The 12,174-nt window shown below is 62.5% G+C and carries 12 protein-coding genes and 1 pseudogene; 6 read left to right on the top strand and 7 right to left on the bottom strand.

Features of this window, described 5'->3' with window-relative positions; genetic code table 11:
* The first annotated feature begins 99 nt into the window (after window positions 1–99).
* Window positions 100–555: a MarR family winged helix-turn-helix transcriptional regulator gene (locus tag L0V05_RS11375; RefSeq protein WP_234870512.1), complete on the top strand. Its 456-nt coding sequence runs from the start codon at window positions 100–102 to the stop codon at window positions 553–555.
* 38 nt (window positions 556–593) lie between these two features.
* Complete coding sequence (locus tag L0V05_RS11380) at window positions 594–995, top strand: DUF1398 domain-containing protein (RefSeq protein ID WP_234870514.1); 402 nt, start codon at window positions 594–596, stop codon at window positions 993–995.
* 74 nt (window positions 996–1,069) lie between these two features.
* On the opposite strand, the gene cyoD is transcribed toward L0V05_RS11380, so the two are convergent.
* The 5 genes and pseudogenes from cyoD to L0V05_RS11410 all read right to left on the bottom strand — a co-directional run bounded on the left by cyoD (window position 1,070) and on the right by L0V05_RS11410 (window position 5,192).
* Complete coding sequence (gene cyoD / locus L0V05_RS11385) at window positions 1,070–1,366, bottom strand: cytochrome o ubiquinol oxidase subunit IV (RefSeq protein ID WP_234870515.1); 297 nt, start codon at window positions 1,364–1,366, stop codon at window positions 1,070–1,072.
* Window positions 1,363–1,986, bottom strand: coding sequence for a cytochrome c oxidase subunit 3 (locus L0V05_RS11390; RefSeq protein ID WP_234870517.1), 624 nt, complete (start codon window positions 1,984–1,986; stop codon window positions 1,363–1,365). The genes cyoD and L0V05_RS11390 overlap by 4 nt, the downstream gene beginning before the upstream one ends.
* Window positions 1,983–4,063: pseudogene (locus L0V05_RS11395) on the bottom strand (cbb3-type cytochrome c oxidase subunit I). Before L0V05_RS11395 ends, L0V05_RS11390 begins: the two are co-directional and overlap by 4 nt.
* The gene (locus L0V05_RS11405) at window positions 4,060–4,881 is read right to left on the bottom strand and encodes a cytochrome c oxidase subunit II (protein ID WP_234870522.1); all 822 of its coding nucleotides are present in this window, start codon (window positions 4,879–4,881) and stop codon (window positions 4,060–4,062) included. The pseudogene L0V05_RS11395 and the gene L0V05_RS11405 overlap by 4 nt, the downstream one beginning before the upstream one ends.
* Before the next feature lie 89 nt (window positions 4,882–4,970).
* Window positions 4,971–5,192: a hypothetical protein gene (locus tag L0V05_RS11410; protein ID WP_234870524.1), complete on the bottom strand. Its 222-nt coding sequence runs from the start codon at window positions 5,190–5,192 to the stop codon at window positions 4,971–4,973.
* Between the two features lie 231 nt (window positions 5,193–5,423).
* On the opposite strand from L0V05_RS11410, the gene L0V05_RS11415 reads away from it, so the two are divergent.
* From L0V05_RS11415 to L0V05_RS11430, 4 genes are all read left to right on the top strand, one after another.
* Window positions 5,424–5,927: a DUF4405 domain-containing protein gene (locus L0V05_RS11415; protein ID WP_234870526.1), complete on the top strand. Its 504-nt coding sequence runs from the start codon at window positions 5,424–5,426 to the stop codon at window positions 5,925–5,927.
* A complete protein-coding gene (locus L0V05_RS11420; protein WP_234870528.1) occupies window positions 5,927–6,673 on the top strand; it encodes a siderophore-interacting protein in 747 nt (248 codons plus the stop codon). The genes L0V05_RS11415 and L0V05_RS11420 overlap by 1 nt, the downstream gene beginning before the upstream one ends.
* A 38-nt stretch (window positions 6,674–6,711) precedes the next feature.
* Window positions 6,712–8,400 carry a subtype B tannase gene (locus L0V05_RS11425; protein ID WP_234870529.1) on the top strand — a complete coding sequence of 563 codons (1,689 nt, stop codon included), beginning with the start codon at window positions 6,712–6,714 and terminating at the stop codon, window positions 8,398–8,400.
* Between the two features lie 642 nt (window positions 8,401–9,042).
* Complete coding sequence (locus tag L0V05_RS11430; RefSeq protein WP_234870531.1) at window positions 9,043–10,125, top strand: glycerol dehydrogenase; 1,083 nt, start codon at window positions 9,043–9,045, stop codon at window positions 10,123–10,125.
* A gap of 28 nt (window positions 10,126–10,153) precedes the next feature.
* Here the strand turns inward: L0V05_RS11430 and L0V05_RS11435 are convergent, their stop codons facing one another.
* The gene (locus tag L0V05_RS11435; protein ID WP_234870533.1) at window positions 10,154–10,594 is read right to left on the bottom strand and encodes a GlcG/HbpS family heme-binding protein; all 441 of its coding nucleotides are present in this window, start codon (window positions 10,592–10,594) and stop codon (window positions 10,154–10,156) included.
* A complete protein-coding gene (locus L0V05_RS11440) occupies window positions 10,591–12,033 on the bottom strand; it encodes an aldehyde dehydrogenase family protein (RefSeq protein ID WP_234870535.1) in 1,443 nt (480 codons plus the stop codon). Before L0V05_RS11440 ends, L0V05_RS11435 begins: the two co-directional genes overlap by 4 nt.
* Window positions 12,034–12,174: the final 141 nt, after the last annotated feature.

Raw genomic sequence — 12,174 nt, forward strand, 5'->3', positions numbered from 1 at the left:
AGGGCACGTCCCATAATGCTAGCACCTGATAGATCCAAATGTTGTTGACTAGGAAACCATCTCTATTTAGTTTCCTAGTCAACAATAAATCGTGACATCATGAAGCACCCCGTCTCGAACCTTACGGATCACACAGGCTACTGGATGCGCATGGTCTCGAATGCCGTCTCTCAAGGCTTTGCGCGCAAGGTCGCAGCCGAGAACGTAACTGTGGCGGAGTGGGTCTTTCTGCGCAGCCTGCATGATGAAGAGGGCATCGCTTCGGGCGTCCTTGCCGAGCGGATGGGCATGACACGCGGCGCGATCAGCAAGCTTGCCGATCGGCTGACTGAAAAGGGACTTGTCCTGCGAAAGGGCATCGAAACGGATCGCCGCGCGCAGTTGCTTTCGCTGACCGACGGGGGCCGCGCAAAGGTGCCCAGGCTCGCCGCCCTCGCAGATGCGAATGACGCCGAGTTCTTCGGCGTCCTGACAGAGGTAGAGCGGGGAGCGCTGTTGCACCTTCTCAAGACACTTATCGACCGACAGGGGCTTTCAACGATCCCAGTCGACTGATCCACAAGCCCAGCTCCCCCAGTACAAAAGGAACCGCCATGGACGCGGAACGGATTTCCATTGCCCAGGACTGCCTGAATCGCGCGCATGATGGCAGCCTCAGCTTTCCCCAGATCGTCGGCAAGCTGATCGCAGCCGGCTTTGAAGGCTATACAGTCGACTATCGCTGCAACAGTCAGACCTACTACCTGCCGACAGGCGAGAACGTCACGTTTCCAATGGTGCAGTCAACGTCGCCGGTCTCCCAAGCGTTCGATGCTGCAGAGGTCCAACGTCTGGTGCGTTGGGCCCAGTCCAATCCGAGCGACTACAGCTACGTGGCCTTCTGTGAAAAGGTGAAGCAGGCGGGATGCGCCGGATACCTCGTCAGCTTCCTTGGCCGCCGGGTGGTCTATTTCGGTCGCACGGCCGAAACGCAGGTCGAGCTATTCCCAAGCTGACGGCAGCGCGGTCCTGTGCACGGGCCCAAGCCAGTCAGCAATGTCGAGATTGCTGGGTCGGAGACGCGAGAGATCTACATGCGGCTGTGTAGGTCGGTCATCACCCAGATCGTTCCGCCGATCATGATGGCAAGCTGCAGGATCGAGAACAGGATCAAGAGCAGATCTTCGCGCTGTCGGCGGTTGAGGTCGATATGCAGGAAACAGAAGAGCTGAACGACAATCTGGGCGATCGCAGCCACCGCGATCACCGCCATGCTGTCGGTTCTGGGCAGGTCGAGAATGATAGCCGCGAAGGCGGCCAGGGTCAGCCAGGCGCACAGGACTGCGCCGACCAGATAGCGCAGGACATCTCTCCTGAACTCGCTCATGCCAGCCCCGCCAGGAACACCACGGACAGAATGCCGATCCAGATCAGGTCGAGAAAATGCCAGTACAGGCCGAACATCAACAACCTTTGCTTCGTGCGTCCCTCCTCTGGCTGGCGATGCAGAAGGCCGATCATCACCGCCGCCCAGATCAGCCCTGCCGAGATGTGCAGCCCGTGCAATCCGACCAGCGCGAAGTAGGACGACAGCCAGGCCGACCGGTCTGGTGTCGCCCCTGCGCCGATCATCTGGTGAAAGTCGCGAAGCTCGAGCCCAAGAAACATCGTGCCGAGCAGCATCGTCGCGATCAGCCAGCCAACAGCAGTTCCTGAGCCAAGACGGTGCTTCACCGCCAGCGCCGCAAGCCCACAGGTCAGCGAACTCGCCAGCAGCGCACCCGTCTGCAGGGCGACACTGCCCAGGTTGAACAGCTCGGCAGGCCCGGGTCCGCCCGCGCGGCCCATTGTCGTGGCCGACGTCGCGTAGGTGGCAAAAAGGATCCCGAAGGTGATGAGATCGCTCATCAGGAAGACCCAGAAGCCAAAGATGACCGGCTCTGCTTCCGCATGATCGTCACCATGGGCCGGGCCAAGGTTCAGGCCGGGATAAAGGCGGTGGATCATGCCGGCTCCCCCTCGGGCGCGGCAAGCCCGCAGTTGGCGGGGCTGTCCTCCTCGTCCCGCGTGACGCCCCGCGCCTCGGCGATCGCCTTGCGCCATGCCCTGTCCTCTGCTGCAACGACCGCGGCAGGAACGACGGCCTCGACCTCCGACTCCGGCAGGAACGCGCGATAGATCAGCGATGCAGGCACGATCACAAAGCTCACAAGCGCGAGCCACCAGATATGCCAGACAATGGCAAAGCCCATGACCGTCATCGCCAGACATAGGGTCAGGCCAAGATATGTCGGCCTTGGCATCTCGATATCCTCATAGCGCGCAGGCGCTTCATAGGCCTGCCCTGCGCCCTTTCGCGCAACAAAGTCATCGCGGTCTCTCACGACCGGGATGGTGGCGAAATTCCACGCAGGCGCCGGGGAGGGAATGCTCCACTCCAGCGTGCGCCCGTCCCAGGGATCCCCCAACGGCACCGACAGTTGCCCGCGTTGACGGATGCTGACCCAGAGGGTCACGAACAGCATGGTCAGCGCCAACAGGATCACCAGCGCGCCAAATCCGGCAATCGTCACCCAAGGCCCATAGGCGGCTTCGGTAAAGCTCGGCAACCGGCGCGGCATGCCTTGCAGGCCCAGGACATAGAGCGGAAGGAACGTCAGGCTGAAGCCGATGACCCAAAGCCACGCGGTCAGACGACCCGTCCGCTCATCCAGCCGGAAGCCGAAGACCTTCGGGAACCAATAGTGAATGCCAGCGAGCACGCCGTAAAGGACGCCGGGGATCAGCACGTTGTGGAAATGCGCGACAAGGAAGACCGAGTTGTGCACCTGGTAGTCGACAGAAGGGTTGGCAAGGATCACGCCCGTAAGGCCGCCAACCGTGAACAGGATGAAGAACCCGGTCATGTAAACCATCGGCACGGTCATGCGGATCCGCCCGCGCCAGAGCGTCGCCATCCAGTCGTAGACCTTCACCCCGGTCGGCACCGCGATCACCATGGTCGCGATCCCGAAGGCGATGTTGACCGACGCACTCTGCCCCATCGTGAAGAAGTGGTGGAGCCAGACGGTAAAGGCGATGACAGCGATCGCCATCGTGGCAAGGACCAGCGAGGAGTAACCGTAAAGTCTCTTGGACGAGAAGGTGGACGCGATCTCGGACCAGATGCCATAGGCGGGCAGGACGAGGATGTAGACCTCGGGGTGGCCGAACATCCAGAAGATGTTGGCGTAGTTCATCATGTTGCCGCCAAGGTCGTTGGTGAAGAAGTGGAAACCCAACACCCGGTCCAGCGCCAGCATCAGCGACGACACCGTTATCGGCGGCATGGCATAGACCAGCATGATCGCGCTGCACAGCGTGGTCCAGACAAAGAGCGGCATCCGCATCAGGGTCATGCCCGGCGCCCGACACTTGTAGATCGTCACGCAGAAATTGATGCCCGACATCAGCGATCCGATCCCCGCGATGACCACCGACCAGATCCAGTAATCCGGACCCACGCCGGGGCTGAAGACCGCTCCGGTATAGGGTGGATAGTTCGTCCAACCGCCCGTCGCGAACTCGCCGATGACCAGCGAGATCATCATCAATGCGGCACCCGCCGTGGTCAGGCCTAGGCTCACCTGGTTCATCACTGGAAAGGCCATGTCGCGCGCGCCGATCTGCAGCGGCAGGACGATGTTGATGAGACCGGCCACCATCGGCATGGCAAAAAAAAAATCATGATGGTGCCGTGCGTGCTGAACAGCTCGCCGAAATGCTCGGCCGTCAGGAAACCGCCAGACAGCGCTGTCGCCTGCTGGGCGCGCATCACGGCACCCTCTGCCACGCCGCGGGCCAGCATGACGACGGCGAGCACGATATACATGACGCCGATCCGCTTGTGGTCGGCACTTGACAGCCAGTCGCGGAAAAGCGGCCCCCAGAGCCGATAGCGGGTCAGCAGCGCCAGTGTGACGATGGCGCCCAGGACGACGAGGCCCGCCGCGCTGGCCGCGACGATCGAGCTCGCGGTAGGAGAAGTGACCAGTTCGTAGAATGGGGTCTGCGTCAGGTCCAAACGACCGAAAAAGGCACTCATCGGAGAGCCTCGGGCTGATAGCCGGGTGCACCGGGTTGGGCCGAGGCCGGGACGGGCTGGCCACGATGATATCGATCGACGATCGTCGAAAACAGGTCCGGAGCGCCGAGGCGCAGCCGGATCGGCCCTTCGGCTATGCCGAACTGCAGCCTCGCGTCTTCGATCGTCCCGGCCCGTGCGAGCTCGGCGTAACTCGTCACGTCAAGAACTGGCGCCGAGGCGGCGGCTTCCATCCAGTCGGTCCAGTCGCCTTCGGTCAGAACCTCTGTCCGCACCGTCTGCTGGGCAAAGTCCGGCCCGTTGAACTGCATGTTCCGCCCCTCGGCGACGCCGGTGCGGTCGGCGATCAGGTTCTGCGTCGTCACCATTCCCGGCATGGCATAGATCTGACCTGACAGCGCCGGCACCATGAAGCTTTGCATGACGGTATCGGTCGTCAGCTTCAGCGTCACCGGTCTGTCTTCGGGCAGAACCAGCGTGCCGACCGTTGCCACACCCTGTTCGGGGTAAAGGAAGACCCATTTCCAGTCGAGACCGACAACCTGAACCTCAAGCGGATCGGGGCCGAGCGGTCGGTAGGGATCGAGCGCAATCGTCGAACGCCAAAGCAGGATCGAGAGCAAGACGAACAGCACGAACGGCACCCCCCACATCGCCAGTTCGAGGCCGCGCGAATACTCGAAGTCGGGCCGATAGACGCCTTTCTTGACACGCCGGTAGCGCCACAGGATCAGCGGCACTCCGATCAGCACGGGCAGGACCGCGACCATGGTAACGGCCGTCACCGTGATAAGATGCGCGCGCTGTGCTTCGGCCACCGGTCCAAGCGGAGACAAAATCCCCCGAGCCCAAGAAGCTGACCCAGCCATGCAGACGCAAAGGAACGGAAGTCCCGATTTCCACCGGATCATCGCGATTCAACCTTCGCTTCCGTATTGCGCACTGCCGTCATCTGTGGCCGTAACACTCCTGACTTCCCGTCTGAAATCAAGCTGAAAGCGTGCGCGGCGGCGCACCCCGCTTCGTGGCCCTGCTCTGCAACAGGCCGGTCGCCGAAAATGGATTGGAGTCGACGGGTGACCTTGTCGTCTTCTTCGAGAATGGCGATGCCGATTGGCCCTTCGGCCATGGGCCTGCCCAGTTCCTGTCCGGGTCATTGGGCTGGCGGCCCATTTGATCCGCCGGCCCGGACCCGCTTCTTGTGTCCCGCCGGACTGGATCTCGCGACCCTCTACCGCCTACTAACCCCGGTCCGTTGCCATTCAAGAATCTCCACAAGGACAGCGACGGAAAACGGGGGCATGGGCGTAGGAATCACGGGAGGACAAGCTTCGACTATGACTCACGAGGACCTGACCAGATGACGAAGATGCTCTCCGGCTACGCAACCCCGTTCATCACGGGCCTGTTTATCGTCTCGCTGATTTCGGGCATTGCCCTGTTCTTCCACGTCGGCCCCGGCGGATTTCACGGCATGCACGAATGGCTGTCGATGGTGCTGATCCTGCCCTTCGGCCTGCACCTGTGGCGGAACTGGCGCCCGATGATATCCTACTTCCGTCACATGCCGATGGTTGTCGCGCTGGCGGTCTCGGCTCTTGCCGCGGGGGTGTTCCTGCTGCCTGCCGGCGAGAGTGCCGCGGTCGGCGGCCCACCACAATTCCAGCTGGCGCATCTGGTGCTCACGCGGCCTCTATCGGACGTAGCCCCCGCGATCGGCCTGACGACCGAAGCCCTGACGGCCCGGCTCGCCGCTGCGGGCCTCACGGTAAATGACGCCGGTCAGCCCCTGACCGAAATCGCCGCGACTTCGGCCAAGACCGAGGCCGACCTCGACGTAGCCCTGATCACGGGAGGCGAGTGATGGACCAGTCCTCGAAGACACCCCTCCTGACACGCCTGCGCCACGAAACCAGGCGGCGTGAGCTAAGCATTATCTCCAGCCGGCGCGTCACGCCCAACATGTTGCGCCTCCGCCTGGGCGGTCCGGAGTTGGCAGATTTCGTGTCGGCGTCGCCGGCGGATCACGTGAAACTCTTTGTCCCAGATGGCACGGGTGGCAAGGTCATGCGCGACTATACGCCCCGCCGCCATGACCCAGAGGAGAGTTGGCTCGAGATCGACTTTGCCCTGCACGATGCGGGACCTGCAACACTCTGGGCCCTGCAGGCGCGCCCCGGCGACCGGGCCGAGATCGGCGGCCCGCGCGGGTCTCTGGTCATTGGCGGGCCGGTGGCGTCGTGGGTGCTGATCGGGGACGAGACTGCCTTGCCCTCCATCGCGCGGCGGATCGAGGAGTTGCCACCCGGCGCGACCGTAACCAGTATTGTCGCCGTATCCGACATTGCCGACCAACAGGTGGTCGAGACAAAGGCGGATCATGAGCCGATTTGGGTGCATCGCAAAGACCCGGCCGATGCGACCGCGCTCGCAACCGCGCTTGAGGCGGTAGCATTGCCGCCGCAGACTTTTGTCTGGATCGCCGCAGAGGCCGGCGTAGCCCGCGCCCTGCGCGATGCGGTGCTGGCGCGGGGCGTCCCGCCGGAATGGCTGCGCGCGGCGGGCTACTGGGTTGTCGGCGAGGCCGATGCCTCGGTCAAGGATCTCTGATCCCCGCGCTGCACGACAGACTGGAAGGAAGCTTTGAAATGAAATCTGGGACATTGAGCAAAGAGGCAGGCTGGCTTGCTGCAACAGCAACGACATTGGTCCTGAGCGGAGGGGCTGCATTGGCACAGGGCACCCATGATGCTGAACTGCGGATCGACCCGGCCGCCTATGCCACGGTCCATGTGACGGTGGACGGGTCGCCGATGGCTCTGCGTCGCTATGAGGCCGTATATGTGGGCAAGCCGATCGCCATGGCCGAGGAGCAACCTGCCCGCAGTATGGGGCCCGGGGGCAGCCCGTCCAGGTCAAAGACACAGACGCTGGCCGATCCGTACGCTTACCAAAAGCTCGCCATCTTTGTTCCGCCAGGCGCGACCGACACCTCGGCCATCATCCTGAACGTCAGCAATGGCGGGTGGTTCGCCAGTGAGTTGCGGGACGGAATCGAAGAGGGCAAGGCATATGTCTCGGACAGCGATACCGACAAGGCAGGCGCGGCACTGGCTGCAGGGTATGTTTATGTTGATGTCGGGACGCGCGGGCGTGGAATCATCGCGGTCAACGGCAGCTATCCCGGCCATGCGCCTGCGGCGGTCGTCGATACCAAGGCGGCAATCCGCTGGCTGCGGCTGAACGATTCCGCCCTTCCGGGATCTGCCGAACGGATCGTCGTGACCGGCACATCGGGTGGTGGCGGATTGACAGCGGTCGTCGCAGCCTCTGGCGACAGTTCCGACTACCAGCCCTATCTGGCCGAAATCGGGGCCGCAGGTATGGCCGCCGACAAAACGAGCACGCTTTCGGACGCGGTATTCGCTGCGATCGCATACTGCCCGATCACCGATCTTGGCCATGCGGACATGGCGTACGAATGGCTCTATGGCCCGTTGCGCGGCGCAGGAAACACCGCGGGAGGGCTCTTGACGGATGAGCAGTCCTCGGCCTCGGCCAAGCTGGCGATGGCCTATCCAGAATACCTCGCAGGCCTCGGCCTGACGCTGGCCGACGGTCAGGCGCTGACCGTCGAAACGATGACCGAGGCGATCTCGGCCGAGGTGATCGCCTCGGTCGAACGACATGTCGCTACCGGCGGCTCGGTGCCTGCGATGGGCGAGCCTTTTGACGTGACCATCCCGCGCATGTTCGGCGGCGAAGTCGCGATCAACCTGCCCAACACCTGGGTCAGCGTCGAGGCAGGGCGGGTCACAGGTTTCGACCTGCAGGCCTTCCTGGCCTTCGTGGCACAGGTCACGGCGCTGAAGCCCGTGCCGGCCTTCGACCGCAGCAACAACACCGGCAATGAAGGCATCGACGGCGAGAACACGCTGTTCGGCACGGTCGGCCAGGCATGGTCCAACTTTACACCCTATGGCTGGAACGCGAATGACATCGCTGGCGACGGATCGGGCATGGACGACACGGGAGCCGACTGGCAGACTTGGCTTGCGGGCGACGGAGCGCATCTCGCTGAACAGATCCGCATGATCGACCCGATGTCCTATCTGAGGACGGACGCGAAAGCCGCGCCCTACTGGTATGTCCGTCACGGGATGATCGACCGTGACACGTCCTTTGCCGTCGAAGTCGCCCTATCTCGCGCCATCGCGGGCGATTCCGACGTGCGGGAGGTCAACTTTGCCCTCCCCTGGATGACACCGCATAGCGGCGACTACGACGTTCAGGAAGCCTATCACTGGCTAGCGCGGATGCTTGCGGGCGCGAAGTAGCCGCAGGGCGCCATCGATACTCTGCGACCACAGGAGACAATCTGTGGCCGCTCGTTTGCGAGACGCCCCTAACGTCTGAGACCAAGGTTCTGTTGCTTGAGCATACCGAATATTCGCGCGTCGGAGATCCAGGCAAATGTCTGCGACTTCAACTCCAGCGGTTGAGGTGCTGCAAGCAGCCCTCTAGCTCTGGCCAGGTCCTTCAGTTGCATATAGGGCGGACAGTCCTCGGTCCTGGCCTTCGGGACAGTTCGACCGATGAATCGGAAGTGGCGATTCCGCCAGCCGCTTCGGTTCCTGACGGCCACTCCTCGATCCGGCGTAGGGACGAAGGCGGGGCCATCCCATCCCCGATCGGATAGAGGCCGTGGATCGTACTACCAATCGTCTGCGACCCGCGCGGACTGCCTATCTGGGCTGGATCGCCAAGCCCTGCGCTGAGCGCCCAAAGCGTTGCAGGCCAGCGTCATGCGGCGCAAAGTCGATGTGGAGCCAGCCCGCCTGCGCATCGTCGCGACAGGGCGCACAACGATTGCGCGATCGAAACTGCGGCAGGCGAAAGATCAGAGTTCAACATGCCGGCCCCAATTGACATGTAACATTTCGAAATTCTAGCTTAGTGAAAAAGGGAACGAGGGGTCGATGCCCAACAGTGCACAAATCATCCGCGGGGCGCGATTCCCGGGCAGGTATCTGCAAGGCAAAGGCGCACTCGATCGACTGGGAGAAGAAGCGGCACGATTCTCCGGCCGCGCCTGTGTTTTGGTGGACGCAGCCATCTTCGACATGGTTTCGGAGCGGACGGCGCGATGCCTGGCATCCATCGAGCACTTCAGCCAGCACCGCTTTGGCGGGGAATGCACGGAAAGTGCCATTTCAGACCTCATTGGTCTTGCCGCGCACAACGCTGCTACCGTCGTCGTCGGGATCGGCGGCGGCAAGACGCTTGATACCGCCAAGGCTGCGGCGGCGAAGGCCGGCCTGCCGGTGATCATTGTGCCGACCATTGCGGCCTCGGATGCGCCTTGCTCTGCGCTGTCGGTCATCTACAAGGACGAAGGCACAGTGGCCCATGATCTGTTCCTGCCAAGAAACCCCGACCTGGTTCTTGTTGACACCGAGATCATAGCCAACGCCCCTTCCCGCTTTCTGGCGGCAGGAATCGGTGACGCATTGGCGACGTGGTACGAGGCGAATTCCTGCCAGACAAGCGGCGCGAAGAACTGCCTTGGACTGCCGGGGTTGCCGCTTGCCTATGCGGTAGCACGCCAATGTCTCGAAACGGTCCTCGAACATGGAGCGGCTGCACTGGCAGAGTGTGACAAGCGTGTAGCCGGTCCTGCACTCGAGCGCGTGGTCGAGGCAAACATATTGCTGTCAGGCCTGGGGTTCGAGTCGGGCGGAGTTGCCGCAGCCCATGCGATCCATCACGGATTGACCGAGTTGGACGAAACGCACGCTTTTCTTCATGGCGAGAAGGTCGCCATTGGGGTGCTGGCCGGTCTGATCCTCAACGGACAGGACGCGGAGTTCGACCGGGTGCGACGGTTCTGCCAAGAGACCCGTCTGCCCACCAGGCTGGCAGATATCGGGATTTCCGACGTGACGGACGCAAAACTCCAGTTGGTTGCCCGTCGGGCGTGCCGTCCCGGCGAGATCATCCACAACGAACCTTTTGCCGTTTCAGAGGATCAGGTCGTCGCAGCGTTGCAAAGGCTTATCTGAAGAGCATGCACTGGTAGAGACGATTGCCCTACGCAGTCGAGGAGAGTCCGCAACTTGCCAGAGCGGCCTCTGCGCAATGCACATCCTGATCGACCAGCGCACCCGAGACGCCGATCGCTCCGACAACCTCGCCGTCGATCACAATCGGAAGCCCACCGCCCCAAAGCATCAGCCGCTCTCTGTTCGCGGCCCCCAGGCGCAGCGGGTCCTGCTCCATCCTCTGGCGCAAGGCATCGGTTCCCCGGCGCATTGTCGCAGCCGTCCAGGCTTTGTCCGTCGCGAAGGCAACCATGGGCTCGTTCACGCCGTTCATGCGCAAGAGGGCAAGCGGCAGGCCACTGGCGTCCACGGCAACGGCACAGATCCTGACTTTGATCCGTGTCGCCTCGTCGATCGCTGCCCTGACAAGGGCAGCGGCGGTTTCGGTAGTGATGTCCCGTCGCGTGGTTGTCGCCGCCGTACCAGTCATGGTGCACCTGCCGAAATGTAAGCCGTCTTGACCGTGGTAAAGAACTCGACTGCATGCCGTCCCTGTTCACGCGGCCCAAGGCTTGACGCCTTGCGTCCTCCGAAGGGCACGTGGAAATCGACCCCCGCTGTCGGCAGGTTGACCATGACCATTCCAGCCTGCGCCTCCCGCTTGAAATGGGTCGCATGTGCAAGGCTTCTGGTCACGATGCCCGAAGACAGCCCGAACTCCGTATCGTTCGCCACGCTCAGCGCCTCGTCATAGTCCTTGACCCGGATGACGCAAGCGACGGGTCCGAAGATCTCCTCACGCGCAATGCGCATGGTGTTGTTGGCCTCGGTGAACAGCGCCGGGGTCAGGAAGTGCCCCTCTGTCGACCGCTGCACCCGCTGCCCGCCAAAGACCAGTTGCGCCCCCTCCTGCTGGCCGATCGCTATGTATCGCTCATCCTGTTCAAGTTGTCCGGGATCCACCACCGGTCCGATCTGGACGCCTGCCTCAAGTGCATGACCCACCGTAAGTTGACCAAGGCGCTCCGTCAGCGCCGCGACGAAGGCATCATGGATTCCTTCGGTGACGACCAGGCGAGAAGACGCAGTACAACGCTGTCCGGTTGAGAAATAGGCGCCCTGCACGGCACAATCGACCGCCACGGACAGGTCGGCATCATCAAGAACGACCAGTGGATTCTTGCCTCCCATCTCAAGCTGCACACGCCTCCCCAAGCGGGCGGATGCTTCCGCGACACGCGCCCCCGTCGCTGTCGAACCGGTGAAGGACATTGCAGTGATTGTCGGGCTTTCCAGCATCACCTGCCCCACGACTGATCCGCGCCCCATCACCAGATTCAGCACGCCCGGCGGAAGACCCGCCCGATGCAGGATGTCCACCAGTGCCCAAGCGCAGCCCGGCACCAGATCGGCCGGCTTGAAAACGACCGTATTGCCGTAGGCAAGGGCAGGCGCGATCTTCCACGCCGGGATCGCAATCGGGAAGTTCCATGGCGTGATGATGCCCACGACTCCAACCGGCTCGCGCGAAATCTCGATCCCGATCCCTGGCCTGACCGAACTGATTATCTCGCCGCTCTGGCGCAGGATTTCGCCAGCGTAGAAATCGAAGATCTGTCCGGCGCGTGTTGCCTCGCCTATTCCTTCCGGCAGGGTCTTTCCCTCCTCGCTCGACAACAGCCTGCCAAGCTCCTCGCGGCGCGCCGTGATCTCGTCGGCCGCCTTGCGCAGGATGGCTTGTCGCTGCAGCAGTGGCATGCGTGCCCAGCCTGGCGCAGTCGCCTGCGCAGCAGCGATGGCCGCCCCGGCATCAGCGGCCGATCCACGCGCATATTCCCCGACAGGTGAGGCCAAATCGGAAGGGTTCCCGTTCACCGTGAAGTCGGAGCCGACCCAGCTTCCATCGATCAGGTTCATGTGGCGTTGCATCATGCGCTTCCTTCCATTCGGGTTATCTTTCTTCGCTGGTCATCGATACCCATTGAGATGAGGATGGGATTGTTTGTCTGTCGCTGTTGGAAGCTGGCCTTGTCGGAGAGGCCCTTCCAGTTTGCGGCGATGAGGGATTGG

Source organism: Alitabrizicola rongguiensis (assembly GCF_021491355.1).
GTDB lineage: Bacteria > Pseudomonadota > Alphaproteobacteria > Rhodobacterales > Rhodobacteraceae > Aliitabrizicola > Aliitabrizicola rongguiensis.